The organism is Gimesia sp. (genome assembly GCF_048260065.1).
In the GTDB taxonomy this organism is placed as follows: domain Bacteria; phylum Planctomycetota; class Planctomycetia; order Planctomycetales; family Planctomycetaceae; genus Gimesia.
Map to the genome: position 1 here is coordinate 260,378 of NZ_JBLXHC010000012.1, position 22,907 is coordinate 283,284.

Here is a 22,907-nt window from a genome sequence, read left to right on the forward strand (position 1 = left end):
GCTTTGTATTGGTTTGACTCTTCTGTAGAATGTAAGGCTCAAATTGAGATGAACCATTGCAAAAGAATTAGTGAGCTTTACAACCTGGAGAAATACGTCCAATGAATTTCGTTCGTCACCTCATCGCGGGCTGCCTGTGCCTGACCTTTTTAACTCAAACGGTTTCTGCAGCAGAAGAGTATGATATCGTCATCTATGGCGGTACTTCCGGAGCAGTCACGGCTGCCGTTCAGGCAAAACGCCTGGGGAAATCTGTTGTTATCGTCTGTCCCGATCAACATCTGGGGGGACTGTCAAGCGGTGGCCTGGGTTGGACGGACACGGGGAATAAAGCCGTGATTGGTGGACTCGCACGGGAATTTTATCATCGTGTCTGGAAACACTATCAGTCCCCCGAAGCCTGGCAGTGGCAGAAACGCGAACAGTATGGCGATAAAGGTCAGGGAACGCCTGCGATTGACGGCGAACAACGGACAATGTGGATTTTCGAACCGCATGTTGCCGAACAGGTCTTCGAAGATTTTGTGAAAGAGTACCAGATTCCCGTTTACCGTGACGAATGGCTGGACCGTAAACAGGGCGTGAAAAAGACCGGGGACAAAATCAGTTCTATCACAACGCTCAATGGCAAAACATTCGCAGGTCGGATCTTTATCGATGCGACATACGAAGGGGATCTGCTGGCCGCCGCAGGTGTGAGTTATCATGTCGGGCGAGAAGCCACCAGCGTCTATGGAGAAGAGTGGAATGGCGTCCAGACAGGCGTGTTGCATCACCGGCACCATTTCGGTCCGAATGCGGTCAAAGAAAAAATCAGTCCCTATAAAACTCCAGGCGATCCTGCCAGTGGCTTACTCCCGCGCATCAGTGGTGCTGATCCCGGGAAGTATGGTTCGGGTGATGATAAAATCCAGGCCTACTGCTTTCGCATGTGCCTGACCAATCATGAGGAGAACCGCGTTCCCTTCCCAAAACCAAAGGGATACGATCCGTCTCAGTATGAACTGCTACTACGTATTTATGATGCCGGTTGGAGAGATACCTTTGCCAAGTTCGACCCGATTCCGAATTTTAAAACGGATACGAACAATCACGGCCCGATGAGTACAGATAACATCGGCTACAATTATGATTACCCGGAAGCCTCATACGAGCGACGAAAAGAAATAATCCAGGAACACACTACGTATCAGCAGGGCTGGCTCTATTTTATTGCCAATGATCCCCGTGTTCCCAGGGAAGTTCAACAGAAAATGCGCAAGTGGGGGCTGGCGAAAGATGAGTTTACCGATAACGGAAACTGGCCACATCAGCTCTATATTCGCGAAGCCCGACGCATGATCGGCCAGTTTGTGATGACGGAAAATGAACTTGTGAAAAAACGTCCCACACCCGATTCGGTCGGCATGGGATCGTATACGATGGATTCGCATAACGTGCAGCGGTATGTGACACCGGAAGGTTACGTGCAGAACGAGGGGGACATCGGAGTATCGACGCGTGGTCCCTATGAAATTGCCTATGGCAGCCTGGTGCCGAAAAAAGGGGAGTGTGCCAACCTGCTGGTGCCGGTCTGTGTATCCAGTTCGCATATTGCCTTTGGATCAATCCGCATGGAACCCGTCTTTATGATTCTGGGGCATTCTGCAGCGACGGCAGCGGGAATCGCCCTCGACCAGAATCTGGATGTGCAGGATGTGCCTTATGACACGTTGAAAGCTCAACTGATTAAAGAAGGGCAGGTTCTGGAAGCGCCTCCTGAGGTCAAATACGGAAAGAACGGAGTGAATCCGGATACCTTAAAAGGAATCGTCCTGGATGACACTCAGGCAAAACTCACTGGAAACTGGACAACCAGTCGTTCCGCGAAAAAGTTCATCGGTTCCAGTTACAGTCATGAATCCAACACCCGTGATGGAAAAGCGGTTGCCCGATTTGAAACGAAGGTTCCTCAGGCGGGACGTTATGAAGTGCGTTATGCCTACACTCCGAATGGGAACCGCAGTTCTCAGGTGAAGGTAAAGCTGCAGCATGCGAAGGGCACTGAAACCCGTACCATCAACCAGAAGAAAATGCCGCCACTGGAGGGACTGTTTATATCTCTGGGAAAATATGAATTTACTCCGGATCAGCCGGCTACTGTCGAAGTCTCTAATGCAGGTGCCGACGGGTATGTGATCATAGATGCGGTTCAGTGGGTGCCTGTGAAAAAGTAATAAATCGTTTTCATCTCAAAATCGATTAAGAGGAGTCAGTAGTGCTAAAGAAAAATATAGGTCTACCGCTTCTGTTGTTTTTGATTCTGTCGATGTCAAACAGTTCTGGTGATCGGCTAGTCTCAGCCGCTGAGCTCGATTCAAAAGAAAACGTCACTCTTGCCATGCGGAAGTCGAGTGAGTTTTTTCGTGACAAGCTCGCCGTTCACGGAGGTTACGTCTATTACTACAGCCTGGATCTGCGTGAGCGCTGGGGCGAAGGCAAAGCCGGTCCGGATCAGGTCTGGGTACAGCCACCCGGAACTCCTACAGTCGGGTTGGCCTATCTGGCTGCCTACAAGGCTACGGGAGACAGGTTTTATCTGGATGCGGCGACTGATGCCGCGCTGGCTCTGGTTTACGGTCAGTTGAAGTCTGGCGGATGGACCAATTCAGTCGAGTTTAATCCGAAGAGCAAGTTGACTGCGGAATATCGAAATGGAAAAGGCAGGGGGCGTAACAATTCGACCCTCGACGATGGTATTACTCAATCTGCGATCCGCCTGCTGATTCACGTTGATCAGGCGCATCAGTTTCAGAATCAGAAAATTCACGAAGCTGCTGAAATTGCTTTGAATGCGTTACTCGCTGCTCAGTTTCCGGTCGGCGCTTTTCCCCAGGTCTGGACAGAACCCGTCGAAAAAGTGGCTCCGAAAGCAGGGAACTTTCCCGAATACGACTGGCGAACTGAAGGTCGAATCAAGAATTACTGGGACTATTATACTTTGAACGATGGACTGGCCGGTTATGTTTCGACTGTACTGATCGATGCATATGAAATTTATAAGGATCCGCGATATCAACAGGCTGTTTTGAAACTGGGCGAATTTCTGATTGTTTCACAGCTTCCTCAACCTCAGACTGCCTGGGCGCAACAGTACAACTACGAGATGCAACCCATCTGGGCACGTCGCTTTGAGCCGCCTGCAGTTACAGGAGGAGAGACCCAGGATGTGATCGAGACGCTGATGAAGATCTATCAGTTCAGTGGCGGTGATGAGAAGTACCTGAAGCCAATTCCAGCTGCGTTAGCCTGGTTGAAAAAATCGCAGCTACCGGATGGTCAACTGGCCCGCTACTACGAACTCAAAACGAATCGTCCACTGTATATGACGCGGAGTGGAAAGAATTACAGCCTGACATATGATGATTCCGATCTGCCCCGTCACTATGGCTGGAAGATTGAATCGAAACTTTCTCAACTGCAGCGTGAATACAATTTGCTGAAGTCGGGAAAGGAGCAGAACTCACAATCCAGCCAGCGTGAGCTTTCAACCCGTGTCAAAACGATCTTGAAAGAGCTGGACTCTCAAGCTCGCTGGATCAGTATCAGTACCGGAGAGCGTCTGGTAGGACAGCCAAAATTTCCGGTGAACAGCCAGTATATCGCCAGTGAAGTCTTCAGTGAAAACCTGCAGACACTCAGTGCTTATCTGGAGTTGCTCAAAACCAATTGAGAGGCTGGCGACGAAATCAGTGAGGAACTCCATTCAGGTGGAAGATGGAGTTCATCGTGATGACTTTCGTTTCTCCCTGCTGATAGCGGATCAGATTGATTCCGGTATTTGTCTGCGCAATCTCTTTGGCTTTACTGATTTCCAGCCCCAGCACGCGCGCCAGATAAACCCGGTTGACCACGTTGTGCGCGACCACGGCAATCGTTTCTCCCAGATGTCGGTCCAGCAGACTCTGGATTGCCGGTTCTACCCGCTTGAGCACATCGCCGTAAGATTCTCCCCCTTCGTAGCGATTCTGATAGGGGTCATGCATGAAAGCCTCATATGCGTCCGGAAACTCCGCCATGATGATGTCCCAGGATTTTCCCTCCCAGAGACCGACATCGCATTCATGAATCTCAAACACTTCCTGAGGAGTCAGGTCGAGAGGTTTACAGACCGCTTCAGCAGTTTCCCGGGCACGGATCATCGGGCTGCAGTAGACATGGTGGATAGGACTGGTGGCAGCAAGAAACTGGCTCAACGCAGCAGCCTGCTTTTGTCCCGATTCACTCAAACTGGGGTTAATGCCACACCCCTGGAGGATGAAAGGAATTTGTTCATTAGGAGGGGTGGCGCCATGGCGGATCAACAGCAGGTTGGTGGCATCAGCTTCCGGTTGAGGCACCATTTTGGGAGGTTTCATTTTTGGTCCTGTCGAAAATAAATTAACGATCTCTTACCGGTTTCCCTGATGCTGAGACAGTCTGGCAGCAGCTTTGACCGCTTCGATGATACCTCGTGTCTCTGGAACAATATTAGTCCAGGCGATATCAAAGGCGGTACCATGGCTGGGGCTGGTTCTGACAATCGGCAGTCCCAGCGTGATGTTGACTGCCTGGTCAAAGCCAAGCAGTTTGAAGGGGATATGTCCCTGATCGTGGTACATGGCAACCACCGCATCGAACTCACCATGGACGGCTCTGCGAATCAGAGTGTCAGCAGGCAACGGTCCGGTCGCATCCAGTCCCGATTTTATGGCCCGTTCAACCGCGGGGGCGATGATACGCGCTTCTTCATCGCCGAACAGACCATGTTCACCGGCGTGTGGATTCAGAGCACAGACAGCGACTCGAGGTTTTGCTGCTCCCATTTTCTGCATCAGGCCCGAGATCAGTCTGATTTTTTCAAAGATCGCATCGGTGTTGAGTAATCCGGGAACGCTGGCAATTGATGTGTGTAAAGTAGTGTGGACAATTCCCAGGCCGGCAGGAGGCTGGATCGCTGTACCATGGGGTAGATAGAGCATCATCCCAAAGTCTGCGACCCCGCAGCGATCAGCCAGTATTTCGGTGTGACCGGGATATTCAATACCCGCCAGCCGGAGCGATTCCTTATTCAGAGGAGCCGTCGTGATGCCATCCATTTGTCCGGACAGGCAATCATCAATGGCACTTACCAGATAATCATAGGCCCCCTGGCCTGAACGCGCATCGATTTCACAGGGAATGGCATCGGCAACTTCCGATTTTCCACGATCAATACAGTTTGCGATTCCCGGTTGGAATTTCAGACTTTCTGAAATGGATTCGATTTCGCGGACCTGCAGTTCCGAACCGGATTGTTGTGAGGCTCGCTGGAGAACAGCAGCATTCCCGTATACGACAGGGCGACAGATCTGAAAGATTTCCGAACCGCTGCAGAGCACGTCCAGTAACTGCGGACCAATGCCTGAGACGTCACCCATTGTTAAAGCGATGAGGGGCAATTTCATAGTGATTCGAATACTTCACACTCGGACAAAGGGAGTCCTTTTCGGTCTTTTTCCGACAGGATGGGTTCACCCGTCAGCGGCCATTCAATTCCCAGTTCAGGATCATTCCAGAGCAGGGTCCGCTCGTGTTCAGGAAAATAATAGTCGGTGCATTTATACATGAAGTCAGCACGCGGGCTGATGACATAAAAGCCGTGGGCAAATCCGGCTGGTACGTAGAGTTGCTTGTGATTTTCTGCTGACAACAGAACAGAGATCGATTTCCCAAACGTGGGAGAACTCTTTCTGAGGTCAACACAGACATCCAGAATTTCACCCTCCACCGCAAAAACCAGTTTGCCCTGAGGACGCTGAATCTGAAAATGTAATCCACGCAGAATACCAGCGGAGGACCGCGAGTGGTTGTCCTGTACAAAAGGTCCCGGTATTCCTGCCTGTTCGTAACGTTCCTGCTGGAAGGTCTCTTTAAAGAAACCACGATCGTCAGAAAAGACGCGGGGAGTAATGATCACCAGGCCGGGGAATTCTGTCTGTTGTATGTCCATATGACAACAAATTCTTTCTTGAGAGGAGACGGGCTTTTTCGAGACACATGTTGAAAATAGTAGACGTGGGCTAATAATAGCGAATTTTCTGTTGGATAAAAGCAATGCTAAGAGTCTGATCTTTGAGTTCTCAAAATCTTTTCAGGTGCCTGAGGCATACACAAGTCCCATTATTAAAGGAATTTAGAATAATACACTACCTCTGAGTTTTTCCTGTTTTTTCTTGAAAACTCTAGCCTGTATCGCGTATTCTATAGTCAACACATTTTACCTGAGGGATACAGCCTTACCAGCTGTTAAGTGATGCCTTATGAGACAAACCCCTGAAATCAATACCAGAACGGCGGTAACAGTTATGCTGAGATCCCTTCTCACAGGCGCACTTCTTGTTGCTGTTGGCTTCTCTGCTTCGCCTCTGTCCGCTCAGGAAGTCAAAGTTCAAAAGCCGGTTACTGTTGCTCCCGCGACTAAGCTGTCTGAAGTCTTCCTGAAAACGGTTCCTGACTCTCTTGAAGATCTGCAGGAAATTGAGCGACAGGTGACATCTCTGACAAAGACGGCCATTGAAAGCACCGTCTCTGTTCGTGTGGGAGAAGCTCAGGGCAGCGGCGTAATTATCGATAACAAAGCAGGCTATATTTTGACGGCAGCTCATGTTATTGGCCTGGCACAAAAAAATGCAACGATCATTCTCCATGATGGCAGAACGTTAAAAGGGCGTACCATGGGATTAAACCGTGGGCTTGATGCCGGACTGGTGAAACTGGTTGAAGATGATGATGTTGATATCAGCAAACTGACTGCTGTAAAAATGGGAGATGTGTCTGCAGTCGAAGCGGGCGAATGGGTGCTGGCGACTGGTCATCCGAACGGATATCAGTCAGGGCGTGCTCCGGTCGTGCGACTGGGACGAGTTGTGTCCCGCAAAAAGCATCTGCTGCAGACCGATTGTACTCTCATTGGCGGTGATTCAGGAGGTCCTCTGTTTAACATGCAGGGGCAGGTTGTGGGGATCCATAGCCGGATTGGTCCCTCCACCAGCTGGAATTTTCATATACCCGTTTCTGCGTTTCAGGATGACTGGGAAAAACTTGTTTCCGGTGATATGTGGGGCGCAAAACCACTGGGACAGAATGCTGTTCTCGGGGTGAATGGCGAAGATACTGACCGTGGCTGTAAAGTGACAGGAGTCACCCGCGGCTTTCCTGCGGAAATTGCCGGGTTACAAACGGATGATATTATAATTCAACTTAATGATGAGAAGATTACAGGAATTGAACAACTGGCTGAGGTCGTGCAGCAATACAAGCCCGGCCAGACTGTCCAGATTACACTTATTCGTGCTGGTAAGAACATGACGTTTGAAGTTCAACTCGCCGCACGAGACTGACAACAGATAACGATAACTCGATCTTGGTTTCTGCTCCGAAAAAAAGATCACAAGTAATTTTCATACGTGAGGAGATAGGCTTGAGCCAGGATCAAAATACAAGAAAGCATAGAACCCCCGCCATTCGGTCCGTTTTATCGCTTTTGATTATTTCGGTTTGCATACACTGCTTGTCTTCCCAGAGCGAAGCCGGGGACCAGTTACAGCCCAGCCAGTTGACCAGTGGCTCGCAGATGCGGCGTGCGTTTCGTTCTGTTGTTTCGACACCCCGTTCATGGACCGTCCGCGTCCGTTCTAACGGAAAAGAGACTTCGCTTGGCGCCATTGTCGAGTCAGATGGATGGATTTTGACTAAGGCCAGCCAGTTGGAAGGAGAAGTCACCTGCGAATTATCGACTGCTGAACGCTATGTAGCTGAGATTATTGGTGTGGATGGAAAACTTGATCTGGCATTGATCAAAATCGACGCCAAAAATTTACCTACCGTCAAATGGAAATCCGACACCGATCCCCGTGTAGGTCAGTGGCTGGTTACGCCTGGTTTAAGTATGTCTCCTGTCAGTGTGGGAGTGCTCAGTGTTGCCCGACGGAAAATCGATCCTGCTCCTGGTGTGTTGGGGGTCCAGATTGACGATGCCGATGGGGGCGCACTGGTTAAACATGTCATGCGTGAAAGTGGTGCTGAAGAAGCGGGTTTGAAAGCCGGCGATGTCATCCTGAGTGTTGCAGGGGAAGAGATCGACAGTGCCCGTGCACTTACCAATTTCGTGCGTAAGTTTTTACCCGGCGACCGAGTTCTGGTGAAGGTCCTCCGGGAAAAAGAAGAAGTGAATGCGGTCGTCGTGCTGACAGATCCTCAGATGTTGATTTACGATCGCCTGCGTGAGATGCAGAAAAAAATGGGTGGTGCTCTCAGTCGCCGAAAAACAGGATTCACCGAAGTCTTGCAGCACGATACCGTGTTACGACCGGAAGACTGTGGTGGCGTGATCGTTGACCTGCAGGGGAATGCAATTGGTTTGAATATTGCCCGTGCCGGCAGAACGAAATCGTTCGCCATCCCGGCTAATCATGTCGTTCCCATGATCCAGAAGCTGAAACTGAAAGAATATGCTCCTTATAATCCCTTAAAGGATTCCAAGCAGCACACCGTTTCAGCGACTACCTCATCCTGATCTCATTGATTCTCGGCTGAAATTCATCTGCTTTCGGAAGGTTCTGACGGCTGATTCCTGAATCTCACTGGTTCTATTGTGACCGAAACAGGCGGCTCCGCGAATACCTATGATGTCCGGCTTCAGGTCAGCCAATATTTCCAGATCCTGAATTCGCAGAGAACCAGCCAACGCGATTTTCAGCTCCCTGGACCGTGCCAGTTCAATGAGTTCACTCAGAAAGTCAGGAGAGAGCAGGTCCAGCAATCTGCCGTTCTGCTTTGAGAATGTATCAATCAGCAGTCCTGCACACCGATTCTCACTGGCTGCTTCCAGGATTTCAAATGGCGAGAGAGAATCCGCCCGTTTCCAGTCCGCATAAGCAACAGCGATCCACTCGTGTTGATGTCCGCTGCTCTCCTCAATGCGCTGGATCAGATTCCGCCATTCCTTGACCCAGAGTCGCGATTCACCACATTGGGAAAATCCGAGTTTCAAATAGCTGATCTCTGGAGGAAGCTTCAGACCTTTCTGTTCCGTTTTCCATTCGCAGAGCTCTCCCAGCGCCATACTGAGAGGAGTCGTCACAGAAGATTGCCGACAGTATTCCAGCAGCATTGCAAGCGTTGTCTCATCGACTTGCCCCAGTGCACCGCGACCGGGGTCTTTGAAGTCGAGAATTTCACAACCACCCATGATCGCAGGAGCAATTTCTGCACCGTTCCTGACACTGACCAGTAACTGTGTGTGCTGCAGATTCAATTCTTTGTCTTTCCTGGTCGAACTCACGGCGGGGATTACTTATCTTCTTTTGCAGCTGTCTGATGACGGAGAGCCTTACCAGCCAGGCTGCCTGTGGGAAATCCGGCATTGATGGCAGGGCTGCCATTCACAAACAGATAACGTATCCCATCGGAATACTGGTGAGGATGGTCGAATGTGGCTTTATCAATCAGGGTTCTCGGATCAAATACGACGATATCAGCGTAGTCACCTTTCCGCAGATAACCTCTCTCCTTGAGCCCCAGGATATCTGCCGGCAGGCCGGTCATACTGCGGATAGCATGTTCCAGGGGAATCACTTTCTGCTGCAACGCATAGTAGCCCAACTTACGGGGAAAGGTTCCGTAATTGCGGGGATGGGGACGATCCGAACCAGGCAGGTAAGCCCGGCCGTCCGAAGCGGTAGCCACCCAGTCAATTTTCATAATCTGTCGGACGTCGGCTTCGTTCATACTGAAATTGACGACTGAAGCTCCCCCGTTGCGTGTGATCTCCAGCACAATGTCCAGCACGCTCTTATTTTCTTTCTCAGCAATCTGTAACAGATTTTTCCCCACCCAGTCCGGGCGTTCTGAGTAGCGGGCGATGCGAACCGCTTTTCCCTCTTCACGTTTTTCGATATTACTTTTGATGGCTTTGAGGATTTTTTCTGAGGTCTCCGGTGCTTCCAGGCGAGCCACGAGATCTTTATTACTGCCGGCTCTCGCCCAGGCAGGGATTAAAGTGGCTCCCAGAGAGGTACTGGAGGCGATATAGGGATACTGATCGGCGGTGACGTTCTGTCCCTGTTTTCGAGCTTCGTCAATCATGGCTGCTGCGCGAATAACCAGCCCCCAGGCATCCTGACCACTGGACTTGAAGTGGGAAATATGGACCGGCAGCTTAGCCTGCTGACCAATCTTCAATGCCTCGTTGACCGCTGCCAGTAATTCGGTACTTTCATTGCGGATATGGCTGGCATAGATTCCCTGATAGCGAGCAACGATTTTGGCCAGTTCAACCAGTTCATCCGTTTCTGCGTAGGAACTGGGGACATAGATCAGACCGGTGGACATTCCCCAGGCGCCATCCTGCATGGCTTTTTCAGCCAGTGCTTTCATTTTCTGCATTTCTTCGGCAGTGGGTTCACGCTGCCCGGACCCCATGACTTCATCACGCAGCGAACCCTGTGGAATTAAATGTAGAACATTTGTTCCGCTTCCCGCAGCCTCAATGATACGGTAATATTCTCCTGTATCGACCGGGCCACTGCCACAATTTCCAGTCACAATTGTGGAACATCCCTGGGTAACATAATTCATGTTTGCCCGGGTTAAAGGCGAAATAATCTGCCGGTCACTGTGGTTATGCAGGTCGATGAATCCCGGAGCTATCGTCAGTCCGTGACAGGGTATCGTCTCTCTGGCAGTCCCTTTGATCTGCGGGCTGATTTGAACAATCCGGTCGTCTTTGATTGCAACATCGCCAGTAAATCCTGGTTTACCTGAGCCGTCAATGATGGTCCCCCCTTTAAGCAGGATGTCAAACGAAGTCTCATCCTGGGCAAGCAGAGTGGCTGACGGAAGGAATGTGAAGAAAAACAGACAAAGGCAAATCTGCAGACGAAGATGGTCCATATAGATATAACTCCTTTGCGGATAAGGAATTTATGGTGAGAGCACTCACATTGTGAAGATTGAGCGTCGTATTTGGTAAAAGTATCGCTAAATCCGATCAGAACTACCAGTAAGAATGTCCAATTCTGGGCTTTGCGTTAGTAATCTATTGTTGATATATTTTGCGGCTTCTATAGTTGCCTGATGCGCTGAGAGGCAGTTTTCTGGTGAAACCCTCTGTTCCCTGTAAGGAACGTTTGAATATTAAGATGGTTTCCCGAGAGATCCATTTTGGGAAGAACGAAGAGTCATGAAACGAGAAGATGTGCGGAACATTGCGATTATCGCGCACGTGGACCACGGGAAAACGACACTGGTCGATGCCTTGCTGCATCAGAGCGGCCATTTCCGTGATTCTCAATTGAAGGGCGACTGCATCCTGGATTCCAACGATCTGGAACGGGAACGAGGCATCACGATTCTGGCCAAAAACATCGCCTTGATGTATAACGGGGTCAAAATCAATATCATCGACACCCCAGGCCACGCCGACTTCGGTGGTGAAGTTGAGCGCGTGCTCCGCATGGCAGACGGCGTTTTGATTCTGGTCGATGCGTTTGAAGGACCTCGTCCGCAGACCCGCTTCGTTCTGAAAAAAGCACTCGAATGTGGTCTGAAACCACTGGTCGTCATCAACAAAATTGACCGTCCCGACTGCCGTCCCGACCATGTCTTAAGTGAGATGTTCGATCTGTTTGTAGAACTCGATGCTGACGACGAAACACTCGACTTCCCTTATATCTACGCCAGTGCCCGCGAAGGTTTTGCGACTCATGACCTGGACAACTTCGGCGACAGCATTCATCCGCTGCTGGATATGGTTCTGGAAAATGTACCTGCTCCCGATGTGAATCAGGATGCACCACTGACAATGATGGTGACCACACTGGAATGGTCCGAGTATGTAGGCCGAGTTGCCACCGGTCGTATCAGCAGTGGAAAAGTTCGTACCGGCGAACGCGTGACCTTGATCAAACGCAACGGGGATCATATCAAGTGTACCGTCGACTCCGTTGAACTCTTCAATAATCTGGGACGGGCTCCCGTCGATGAAGCATCTGCCGGCGATATTGTCGCTCTGGTAGGTCTGGATAACCCGGAAATCGGTGATACCGTCGCCTGTGCAGAGAAACCGCAGGCACTGGTTCGCATCGATGTCGATGAACCAACACTGTCCATGCTGTTTACCATCAACAGTTCGCCTCTGGCTGGACAGGATGGAAAATATGTTACCAGCCGTAACCTGCGTGATCGACTGATGCGGGAACTGGAATCCAATGTGGCTCTGCGGGTAACAGAGCGGGAAGATAAAGACTCCTTCTCTGTTTCCGGTCGCGGTATCCTGCATCTCTCTGTGTTAATCGAACAGATGAGACGCGAAGGCTATGAACTGTCAGTCGGAAAGCCAGAAGTCATTCGCAAGAAGATCGATGGTAAATGGCATGAACCGTTTGAATCTCTGGAAGTGGATGCTCCTTCAGAAGTCGTGGGTTCCGTGATGGAACTGGTCTGTGCCCGTCGTGGTCAGATGATTGATATGACATCCAGTGAAACAGGTATGTCTCATCTTAAGTTTTCCATTCCCGCTCGTGGTCTGATTGGTCTGCGTACCCGTCTGCTGAATGCCACCCGGGGTGAAGCGATCATCAATCACCGTTTTGAAGCCTATAAGGCGACCGAAGGGGAAGTCCCACGCCGAGCGAATGGTGTTTTAATTTCACAGGACAAAGGTCAGGCCGTCGGTTACGCTTTGTGGAAACTTCGCGATCGAGCTGAGTTCTTTGTCGGACCCGGTGCTGACGTTTATGAAGGGATGATCGTCGGCGAAAACGTGCGCAATAATGATCTGGTCGTGAATCCCATTCGTGGCAAGAAACTGACCAACGTTCGAGCTTCCGGTTCTGATGAGAACATGGTGCTCAAGCCACCCCGTGACATGAGCCTGGAAGCAGCTCTGGAGTATATTGAGTACGATGAGTACGTAGAAATTACTCCTAAAATCATCCGCCTGCGTAAGATTCATTTGACTGAGAATGAACGTAAACGCAACCAGCGGACTGCGACTGCTGAATAATTTCGTTTGATACGCACTGCTGTGAATCGTCCGGATTCACAGCAGTCGATCAGCGGTCCCAGGTTTTGAGCTGACCCACCAGGTCCAGCATTTCATTTCTGCGTTTCTCGAACAATCCGAACAGGGTCAGAATGCAGATTCCCAGTCCGATGCCGAATGCCCACCAGGGCCAGACATGTCCCAGCGACTGTGAGGCGTGCCAGATCATGCTCACAATCGAGAGCACCAGGAACGACGAACCGGCGTAGAGGAAAGCGCGTACCCGGAACATCATTCCCGCAAATATGCCCAGTACGGAGAGACTGCAAAGTACCACGGGAGGCCACAAACTGTTGGCAACACCGGCAATGAACATGTCGCCCGTGGAACTGATATAGATCGACATCGTGGCAAAATAGCGGATGGCCGTCAGTTGTGTCGCACTGAGTTTCTCGCGATTCAAATGTGTGGCGATCAGGACTGAGAGGGCAGGGGGAATCAACCAGAGTTGAGGATGTTGAGTAAAGACCTGCCCCTGTTCCATCCAGAAAGCCCATAAGGCGCCATTGCCGGCAAGTGCTGCCAGCGTCGTGTAGACGAATGATTTTCGCCATAAGCTCATCGTAACATACACTATTCCGATCAACAGCAGGATCATGGAATACTCACCCGCAATTGGAGACTGCTCGTGAGCTGCTGCATGGATCCAGAAACTGAGTGCCGGCAGCAAAGGCAGAAAGGTGCCAGTTCGCTGGAGTGGTTCTGAAAGCACATTCAAGCCGATGCGATTGAAAAATTCTCCGACTCCTGCGCCTGTGAAGGCGATAGCGATCACAATATAAGGCCAGTAAGGAAGCAGGTAGCCGCGGAAGAGTTCGGGCATCGTCAGGTAGATGTGCAGGAACAACAGTGCCAGTACGATCTCAGCGGCATACACGTACCACATCCGCCGTTTCAGAGGGAACTGAAATGGATCATATTTTGGAATGGCAGCCATCAGAATCAGTGCGGCAGATAATGCAACCAGCGTCAGTGAAACAACTCCAATCTGTGTTGCTGAGAGTTCCAGCGGAATTCCTGCGATGCGAAGTCCTGTTTCTGTAGCCAGAATGGAGAACAGAGAAAGTCCTGCTGTCACCAGAGACGTGCGTAAATTGATTCTCACTGCTTCCACCCAGTCGGTTGAGAGTGATTTCCATTTGACCTGGATCACAGTCAGGATCAGACTCAGGACGGAAACAACCTCCAGCAGACGAATCAGATGGATGAGCCAGTCAAAATTTGCATCAAAGGGGATGAGAGCCCAGCCACCATACACAGTGCCGATGCCCACTGCCAGCAGGGCCCGCTTTTTGAATTTCTGTGAGTATTCGCTGAGATCACTGAAAGCGTAAAAAGCAAAGCCAGAAATCAAAGTTCCTGCAACAGACCACCAGCGCAGAGCAGGGTCTGAAAATCTCAGCACACTGTGGAGTAGAGTCAGGATTGCATAGAGGGCAAGTACGGTAACTGCAGAAGGTAACCAGTGCCAGGACTGAAGTGTCTGTATCGGAATACCCAGCCGGTTGGTCAAATTGAGAGTTACATTTCTCAACCTCCATAAGAGGCTAATGAAACAGGCATAGCAGGAGACCGCCAGGCCTGAACGTTGTACAAGCAGTCGAAGTTCTGTCTCGTTGCTCAGGAACGTACCGATATAACAGATACCGATGACAAACAGTGCCTGCTGGCTGTAGCGGCTTCTGGGATCCCACAACAAGCCAGTCAGGAGAATTGTCACTGACAGTAAGGCCGTCCAGCCAGGCAGGTCACGAATGATGGGGAGCTCTGTTTGCAACAGGAAGGTTCGAGCGACGGTGATCAGGAGTGTATAGAACAGGATCACGCCGGTCAGAATTTGTGAAAGGATCTGCTGGAGAGCAGGTGGTTCAACAGTCGTGAAGACCGAATTAGCGCGTTTTTTCTGATAGAGATCAATCGACAGCCAGCAACCGGAAATGACGGCAGCTGTTGTGATCATCCATTTGACCAGATCGAATACCTGTTGTGCAGAGACAGCTTCGGATTGAATATTCCAATTGGCTGTCACAATAAACAGAGTTCCCAGTAACGCAGATGTCAGTGATGCGTATTTCAGAATTTCTTTACGAAGACTGATGCCCATTAGAAAATAGACCAGTGTTCCAAAACCGGCAATGATGGCCGCGGGCAGCGGTCTCAGTGCATCGGCCCAGGCACCTCGAAACGCAAACAGAAACAGTGAGACGACCAGGATCTGGCTCCAGTAGAAGTGACGGTTCGTAGTTACTGTTAAATCAGCCGATTGACTGATGAGTCGGTGTTTCAACAGGAAGCATAGAGTGTGGATACTTCCTATGAATATCAATCCTGTTTCCATCAGGAAATTGATATTCCAGGTCGACATGTCTGAGTGCTGGCGGAATAGAATCGACGCAAATCCAATCAAAGCAAAGCTGAGAAACGTCATTCCATTGAGAAACAGACTGCTGGTGTAACGTCGTGAAAACCACCAGAGAAAACCGGTTGCCAGACCAAACGACGTCATCACGACTAGCGGAATCTGGGGAAAGAACTTCTCCCATGCCTGTTGTGGGGATGCCAGGTTCATAAGAAACGGCAAGAGATAAGGGCCGACTGTCAGGCAGAGCAGGCTGAGGGCGTGCACGCGAATCAATGGCCAGTCAATGGGAGTCAATGTTTGCTGTGTTTTGAATTCTGAATTGATTTTCGGTTCCAGCTTCAGCCAGCAGAGACCATACAATGAGGATGCGAGTCCGATTGAGAGAAAAGTTCGTATCCAGGCAGCCGATCCGAAAGAGGAGATCGATTCAGTAAAGCTCATGATGATTCCCGTGATGACAGCTAATGCCAGAAAATGGGAACCGATCAGCATCCAGCCACTTAATCGAAAATGAATCGCATAGAAGACTGAAACAGTAGCCAGGATGAAGATCGGTAAGCAGAATCCCAGCAGGGGGGCGATTCTCTCCCAGAAAACGACAGGTTGTGGATGATCTGAAAATGCAATCCAGAAACCAAAAATCTGAAAGAGAGTGAGCACCAGGACTGGAAGGCTGACCCCCAGGAGACTCAGGTTACTCCATGTTGTTTTGTCAGAGATAAGGCGTGGCAAATAACGCAGTCGAATGTTTTTCGCACTTAGATAATCCAGAAGGGATTCTGATTTCATAATCAGTGTCATCGAGATCAGTGCGTACACGGTTAATCCCCAGCGTAGAGCATCCGCAGTACGATTTTGTTCGATAAAGTAGCCTGCGATCAGGAAGGGGATCAGGTAAGTGATCGACAGGATTCCCAACGCGGTTCCCGAGTGAAAGCGACTGTTGAAATATGGCAGACACGCCACTACCAGCAGTCCCAGGCATAGCCAGCTCCAGATACTGAAAGCTTCAGCTGCATGAGCAGGGTGAAAAAGGGAGTGGGACCCTTCCAGGTTGAAGTTTTTCACGGAAAAGGCAAGTGCCAGAAACAGTATGCCGAAAAACAGACCGGGCAGGGTTCGAATCAGATTCGATTTGGATTGAATCAGCACGCCCCCAATTAATCCCAGAATATAAATAACAAATCCAGCGAGGACGGGAACGGCATACCCATGTGTCGTGGCAAAGGGATAAGAATTGTTCAACTGATTGAGAATGGCAGGGAGCAGAGCGGCACAGATGACAATACCTGTTGCGAGAATAGAGCTCGCCAGCAATACTGGTTGCAGGTTAAAACGCGCGCTGCGTGAAAGAGATCCCAGAATATTCTTAGAAAGCTTCTTCGAATGGATCGCTGATCCCACCAGGATCCAGATCACTACTGCCAGGATGTGGTGTAACCAGTAGCGAGGATGAAGGCGTGCCGGAGCTTCCCAGAGATGATAGTGTTCGCCGATGACTGTCGCGACATACAGGCTTCCAGCCGTTCCTGCAAGCTGTGAGCATAGAAACCAGAATTCGGACTTCAGAATCAATGCGACACTGATCCAGATCAGCATCAGCCAGTAAGCATAAAATGCGTGCATCCCGGCCGGCATGTGCTGCAGTAAGACATAGGGAATCATGAGCAGCGATGTGCACAATGAACCGATTACTATCGGCATGGTGAAGGGATTTGACTTCACTGGAATCAAAGACCAGGCAGGGTGATCGGGGTTTCTTCGCCGCGCCCAGTAATTGAGAGCAATCAGAAACAGCAGTCCTGTCGTAGCATGGATGAAGCAGCCCCAGACAAAAGGAGCATCCGGTAACAGTCTGAAGTGAGAGAGTCCGTTTCGAATCGTCGTATTCAGGCAGAGAGCATGCTGCAGTGTCAGCAAACTCAGGAATGAGGCAATGCCTGAGAGTGCCATTCTTCGTGCTTGCCAGTTTCCCAGCAGACAGAATATCGTATTCAGCAGCAATGCGAGCGTCGTCCAGTTTAAGTCGGTCTGAGTTACAAATCCGGCGTAGGCTGCGATCAATGTCGAGAGGATGGAAAAACACCCTGCCGTATACAGAAAGTAGCGAGCGTCTTCCTGTTTTTTAGCTTGTTTCAGGTAGAATGCTCCTCCGGTTGTCAGAATCGTAAAGGCAGCAAACACGATCGAACTGCGTCCCAGCAGCATTGCATGAATGAGTGCAGATTGTGTAGTTCCTTCCCAGGTGATCGTACCGGTGAGCAGGTGAAAGCCCAGCAACCCGGCGATCGCTGCGGAAATCAAAGCTGGTATATGGCAGAGAGGAAACCGTCCCCGAAATGCCAGGCTCGACAGGCTGAAGCAATTGACGATTCCCAGTACAGTCAGGATATCAACGCGTGGCCAGGAAATTGCAAAATTGATCAGGATCATCAAAGCAGAAAAGATGGCGATCGATGAGCCTGTCAAAGCCCAGTGCGGTGCATCGTCTCCATTTTTTCTGTGATGCAAAACCAGTCCCAGGCAGAGCAGCAGGATTTCCATCAGGCTGAACAACGGGGTGAGACAGGAAAAGGTTTCGAGACGGTTTGCCGCATTCCAGACCAGCAGCCAGCAGGGGGCGAGGACGGCAAAAACGGACAGGCCTCCCAGAGTTACCAGTTCTCGGGCCAGTTGATCGGTAATCGTATTCCACTTCAAAGTCTGTTTGAGGTTCAGAGCCATTCCGACGATAAAACATCCCGCAGGCAGAAGTGCCAGCAGATTTGCCTGCAGGAATGTAGGATGATCTGAAGCGACGCGCGAAATAATCAGCTGTCCTGCCGATGTTCCCAGTATGATTGCCAGTAAGGGGAGCCTGCCAAAACTGACAAGGATGCGACTGGCGGAGTTGACCATCCCTCCAAAGGCAGCAAAGCCGATGCTGATCGCCAATATAAAAAGCGGATCGGTTGCCGGCCGATGATCCGAGAGTCGAATTCCGGCCAGAAAGTTAAGTGGAACGAGCAGCACGGTAATCAATAACAGGCCGCGACTCGTTGATTCCAGTTTCCAGCGTTTGAAAGTATACAGGCCCGCTCCATGGATGGCAGCCGTTGCCAGCAGGAAGAGCAGAGCCGGCAGATAGGGGATCTGGTTTTTGAGAGTCGACCAGAGACTGACGACCAGGCCGATGGCGCTGCCTACGATCAGCAGTCCGCTGACCAGTTCTCCCCAGCGTATATTCTTGTCTTCCATGAACGCATTCAACAGAGAGCCAATGGCCTTTTTTTCTGTTGGCGGTTCAGAAACCATTCTTCGTTGTGGTATTTTAACAGGGGGGGCCGGTTGTTTTTTTGCAGGAGGTTTAAAATGATCTGGTCGAGTCTGGACCGTTGATTCATCAAGGAAATCACTCTCATCCAGAAAATCAGAAATCTCTTCAGCTGACTGATCTGGTTGAACAGACACGGGAGAAGGGGGCTTAGGCCTGGTTTCAGGCACAGGGGCAGTCTGTTTTGGTGCTGGAACTGGCTCAGGACGCGTTGGTGAAATGAATTCTTCAGTCGTATAGCGGAGCAGCTTCTGAAAATCCTGTTCCGGAATCTTTCCCCCATAATACAGGCGGCGTAGATAGCGTTGTGCAATCTGTCGATCCTGGTTGAATGTGTTTTCAGGATGGTTTTCTAAAGAGGAAGCGATTCGTTCTTCATCGCTTATGGAATTTAACAGGGAAGAAGATTTAAAGAGAGCAGCAACAAAAATCCAGATACCATGTCCCACTACGGTGATGATCAGCAGGAGAATCATCAGACTAATCAAAATGCTCAGGATTGCGATACCAGACATGCCGCTGCTTTCTAAAGATGATAAACGTCATGAGTCATCGGAGTTTTACATATTCAATCAGGCGTCTGGTTCTCTAATATATCACTTTCGATCTTTGGAATTATCTGAAAAAATCTCAAATTTGTGGCATAAAGTGCTGTATTGACGTAACTTTTGAGATTACGGGGGATCTGGTGATTCAATTTAGAAGACAGAGATCCTCGTTCCCTCATTTAAAATGCGAACGGGTTGCGTTTTATTCATTATTTTCCCCCAGCGGCGTCTCGTAGCAGGCGTCAATTTCGTAATAGCATAAAATGAGTCGAACCAGTGGTTGCGGGCAGCCATCCCGTTTAGTTCAGGCAGATCCCAATGGGAGAGAATGGTTTTCCAGAGGCTGACTCGCTGAGAATAGCGATAGTGGATCGGATCGAATCCATACCATTCCTGCGGTGCGGATACGACTGAAATCTGGTCCTGGTCTGCCAATGCCGTCAGGCTCTGATTCAAATCGCGGACTTTACTTTTGAGGTCAGCCAGTGATGCCGGATTGTTGGGGAAAAACAGACGTCGCGTCAGCTCAAATCGCAGCGAGGAGAGCCTCTCAAGACTTGCTTCCGGCAGCAGTGTGATTGTGATTTGTGTCTGATGTTCCCTGAGTTGCTGAATACAGTGTTCGACCCAACCCAGAATCGTTTCAGCGGATTGACCGTAAATCAGATCGTTGCCAATGTCGGTTAATAATGCGCGAGGAGTTGGATTCCCGGAGAGTGCAGGTGGGAATGCGTCCCAGAGTTCACAGCGGGTAATTCCGGGCAAACCGCGATAAAGTACACGACTCCAGTTACCATAGGATCGCCCGTGTCCCATAGCAGTGTAGATGTCCAATGGAGATTTGAGGGAAGATTGCAGGAGTCGCAGGATCAGCGGAAAATCGCGTGTCAGATTACTGGCCCCAAGTAAAATGATCGGGGGGCTGGTATGAGAGATCTCTCCCGGAACAGCAGTCATTGTTGCATGTTACCTGTCGTGAATTTTGATTCATAAAACTCAGAGTCAGTCTGTAATTTTAATACATTCTGTTTCTTCGGATAGACTGATTCTCATTTTGAGAATGTAACCAGGCTCCGATAGAAATAAAAAAGCGACACTGCATAAACAGTGTCGCTTTGGAAATATCAATCTTGAGCAGTCTGACGAGGAAATTATTCTTCGTCTGCTTCTTCAGTTTCTTCTTCTGCAGCAGAAGCAGCAAAGCTCGGGCAGACTGAACGTGCCACTGCAGAGACTTTATTCTCTTCCTGTGGTTTCATTTCGACATCGGTGTATTCTGCTTTTTCCAGAATAACATCGACGGCTTTACGTTCACGCAGCTGTGCTTCCAGGTTCTCGATCATGCCGGATTTGACCATGCGGGCCCGAATTCGACGTGGGCTTTCACCCTGCTGCATTGCCATGTAGTAAATTTCCATGTCAATTTCAGAGGGCTGTACTTCGAGGTTTTCTGTCGTTGCGATTTTGTCGAGTACGAAGTGTTCCTTCAGAGCCTGACGGGTTGAAGAAATCGCTTTCTGTCGCAATTCATTTTCGCGTGCCTGGATGTCCTGACGGGAGAATCCAGCCTGTTGCATTTCCAAAATTTCACGACGCAGAGCGTTTTCAACCTGCTTGGAGACGAGGGTTTCCGGCAGATCCCAGTCGGCAGATTCTGTGATTTTGTCCAGAACCTGTGAGCGGGTCGACTGACGCTGCTCGTAAGTCAGCTGGCGTTCCAGAATATTTTTCACTTCTTCCCGCAGCTCTTCTTCGGATTCAGCACCAATCCGTTCCAGCAGCTCTTCGTTGATTTCCGGTGTCTTGATGAACTTGACACTCTTTACTGTAAACAGGGCTTTGACTTTTTCGCCCCGCATTTCGATCTGATCTGCTTCACCGGAAACTTCTACTTCTGTTTCGCGAGTATCACCAGTCTTGACGCCAGTCATCAGCTCACCAAAGTTGGTGAGCTCGGCATCACGGAGACGTAATACAGGACGCAGTGGAACAACCAGTTCGGCGATTTCGCTGAGGTGTTTGCCATCGTGTTCAAATTTGATGGAAAGCTCAATGTAGTCTTCTTTTTCTGCGGCACCTTTACGCTCTTCCATTTCGCCGTATTGACCGAGAAAGCGTTTCAGGTACTCATCAACGTCCTTGTCTCCGATTTCACGTGACGGACGTTCCAGTTTCAGACCTTTGTATTCAGGAAGTTTGAAATCAGGGCGAACTTCGACTTCGAATTCAAAAGTGAATTCGCCTTCTTCTGGGATTTCCAGGCTTTCGACATCAATGGTCGGCTCGTTGATTGGATCAAGATCGTTATCTTCTGCAATCAGTTCCAGACTTTCCATTAAGACGCGTTGCTTAACCTGGTCAGAAAGTTCCTGACGAAAGCGTTTTTCGATCAACTTGGCAGGTACATGGCCTACTCGGAAACCGGGGACGGTTGCCTGATCACCTAACTCCGAGACTGACTCTGAGTAAAAATGGTCAATATCTGCACGAGGAACCGTAACGGTTACATGTTTTTTACAGGGACCTACCTCATCGATTTTGGCGGTCACGGACATCTTGTACTCGCCATCCGTTGAGACGGTTTCATCTGTTGTTGCGAGTTCGTCAGACACGGTCCAATCCTTTTCTTTTACTTGTGTGTTGGAAACAGCAATGGGGCATTACCTAAAATCGGCACTCAATCTGAGGGTGGCAGCAGCCAGCTGCGACGTGCATATTGGGTGATACTACTTAAAGTATGAAAAGCCCCGCATTCAATATGATGGGGGCTCGGTTTCTGTCCCTGAGATTCTGCATGCGAAAAAAAGAGCGGGTGAAGGGATTTGAACCCTCGACAGCCACGTTGGCAACGTGGTGCTCTACCACTGAGCTACACCCGCGAGTCGGCCTGTACCTGACCTTAAGTGAATATGTCACCATCGGTAGCGGTACTTGCTTCCTGTGCCTCAGATTATGTCTTGTTATCCGCTGAGGTCAAGAGTACGAGCGGAAGTAAATCGTGGATATCAGACACTTTTTTGATTTTTTGCAGCGAAACCTTATTCCCTGTGGTCCATTCAATCTGACTCTGCCAATTGAATTAATTATACGGCCTTCCTGGAGAGATCACTTCAGACAGCTGGTAACTGTGTTGCTATTTCCCCACGTGTTGCTTTGAGGCATCTTTGCGCTAACTGAATGCTCTTTAACGGGTTACGTTTATTCGGCGGTCTGGTGTTCCCTCCACGTTGTTTTTTCGCCTCAAACGGCTGTGCCCCGTTTCCGGTCCTTTTCAGAAAATCTCTTCCCGGGTTACTATTTTTATCTCCCTTTACAGTAACCACTTACGATTCCGATTCTGAACAGTTTGTAAAAAAAGATTTACGGTCTGGCCCCTTTGGTATTCAGCTTGCTTTACATCTCATTATCAACTTTGAAACACAAACAACTCGATGCAAACCTTTCATACAACTTTGGAGACTACCACGATGAAAAACATTATCAACCAACTGATCAACGACGAAGCCGGCTTCATTGTTTCTGCAGAACTCGTACTCATCTCCAGCATTGCTGTGCTGGCCATGATTGTCGGACTGTCTG

13 protein-coding genes, 1 tRNA gene and 1 pseudogene are annotated in these 22,907 nt (G+C 49.8%); 6 read left to right on the forward strand and 9 right to left on the reverse strand.

All coding sequences use genetic code 11. The features are described 5' to 3' along the window. Window positions 1–101: 101 nt before the first annotated feature. Window positions 102–2,216, forward strand: coding sequence for an FAD-dependent oxidoreductase (locus ACN0YN_RS21930; RefSeq protein ID WP_417387164.1), 2,115 nt, complete (start codon window positions 102–104; stop codon window positions 2,214–2,216). Between the two features lie 92 nt (window positions 2,217–2,308). Further along, entirely contained in the window at window positions 2,309–3,712 is a 1,404-nt protein-coding gene (locus tag ACN0YN_RS21935; protein WP_417387165.1) for a pectate lyase, read from the forward strand. Between the two features lie 16 nt (window positions 3,713–3,728). Here ACN0YN_RS21935 and ACN0YN_RS21940 read toward each other — a convergent pair whose 3' ends face one another. The 3 genes from ACN0YN_RS21940 to rfbC are packed head-to-tail and all read right to left on the reverse strand — an operon-like array spanning window position 3,729 to window position 6,010. Further along, on the reverse strand, window positions 3,729–4,397 hold the full coding sequence (locus ACN0YN_RS21940; RefSeq protein WP_417387166.1) for a histidine phosphatase family protein: 669 nt from the start codon (window positions 4,395–4,397) through the stop codon (window positions 3,729–3,731). Between the two features lie 33 nt (window positions 4,398–4,430). Continuing rightward, entirely contained in the window at window positions 4,431–5,465 is a 1,035-nt protein-coding gene (pdxA, locus tag ACN0YN_RS21945) for a 4-hydroxythreonine-4-phosphate dehydrogenase PdxA (protein ID WP_417387167.1), read from the reverse strand. Continuing rightward, window positions 5,462–6,010, reverse strand: a complete 549-nt coding sequence (gene rfbC / locus ACN0YN_RS21950; protein ID WP_417387168.1) for a dTDP-4-dehydrorhamnose 3,5-epimerase — start codon at window positions 6,008–6,010, stop codon at window positions 5,462–5,464. The genes pdxA and rfbC overlap by 4 nt, the downstream gene beginning before the upstream one ends. 355 nt (window positions 6,011–6,365) lie before the next feature. Between rfbC and ACN0YN_RS21955 the strand changes: the two genes are divergently transcribed. Then, window positions 6,366–7,400: a S1C family serine protease gene (locus ACN0YN_RS21955; protein ID WP_417387169.1), complete on the forward strand. Its 1,035-nt coding sequence runs from the start codon at window positions 6,366–6,368 to the stop codon at window positions 7,398–7,400. 170 nt (window positions 7,401–7,570) lie between these two features. Next, entirely contained in the window at window positions 7,571–8,575 is a 1,005-nt protein-coding gene (locus tag ACN0YN_RS21960) for a S1C family serine protease (protein WP_417387170.1), read from the forward strand. Here the strand turns inward: ACN0YN_RS21960 and ACN0YN_RS21965 are convergent. Continuing rightward, on the reverse strand, window positions 8,567–9,343 hold the full coding sequence (locus ACN0YN_RS21965; RefSeq protein WP_417387171.1) for a (5-formylfuran-3-yl)methyl phosphate synthase: 777 nt from the start codon (window positions 9,341–9,343) through the stop codon (window positions 8,567–8,569). The two genes, ACN0YN_RS21960 and ACN0YN_RS21965, sit on opposite strands and share 9 nt — an antisense overlap. 8 nt (window positions 9,344–9,351) lie before the next feature. Then, window positions 9,352–10,953 carry an N-acyl-D-amino-acid deacylase family protein gene (locus ACN0YN_RS21970; protein ID WP_417387172.1) on the reverse strand — a complete coding sequence of 534 codons (1,602 nt, stop codon included), beginning with the start codon at window positions 10,951–10,953 and terminating at the stop codon, window positions 9,352–9,354. A 289-nt stretch (window positions 10,954–11,242) separates the two neighbouring features. Here ACN0YN_RS21970 and typA point away from each other — a divergent pair, with 289 nt between their 5' ends. Further along, complete coding sequence (gene typA, locus ACN0YN_RS21975) at window positions 11,243–13,066, forward strand: translational GTPase TypA (protein WP_417387173.1); 1,824 nt, start codon at window positions 11,243–11,245, stop codon at window positions 13,064–13,066. 49 nt (window positions 13,067–13,115) lie between these two features. Here the strand turns inward: typA and ACN0YN_RS21980 are convergent, their stop codons facing one another. From ACN0YN_RS21980 to ACN0YN_RS21995, 4 genes are all read right to left on the reverse strand, one after another. Then, entirely contained in the window at window positions 13,116–19,295 is a 6,180-nt protein-coding gene (locus ACN0YN_RS21980; RefSeq protein ID WP_417387174.1) for a hypothetical protein, read from the reverse strand. Between the two features lie 183 nt (window positions 19,296–19,478). Next, window positions 19,479–20,285 (reverse strand): SGNH/GDSL hydrolase family protein, encoded by an 807-nt coding sequence (locus ACN0YN_RS21985; RefSeq protein WP_417387175.1) that lies wholly within the window; start codon window positions 20,283–20,285, stop codon window positions 19,479–19,481. A 194-nt stretch (window positions 20,286–20,479) separates the two neighbouring features. Continuing rightward, a complete protein-coding gene (gene tig, locus ACN0YN_RS21990) occupies window positions 20,480–21,940 on the reverse strand; it encodes a trigger factor (protein ID WP_417387176.1) in 1,461 nt (486 codons plus the stop codon). A 195-nt stretch (window positions 21,941–22,135) separates the two neighbouring features. Beyond that, a tRNA-Gly gene (locus ACN0YN_RS21995) sits at window positions 22,136–22,207 on the reverse strand. 588 nt (window positions 22,208–22,795) lie between these two features. Between ACN0YN_RS21995 and ACN0YN_RS22000 the strand changes: the two are divergent. Next, a pseudogene (locus ACN0YN_RS22000) lies at window positions 22,796–22,907 on the forward strand (branched-chain amino acid aminotransferase); the annotation flags it as partial.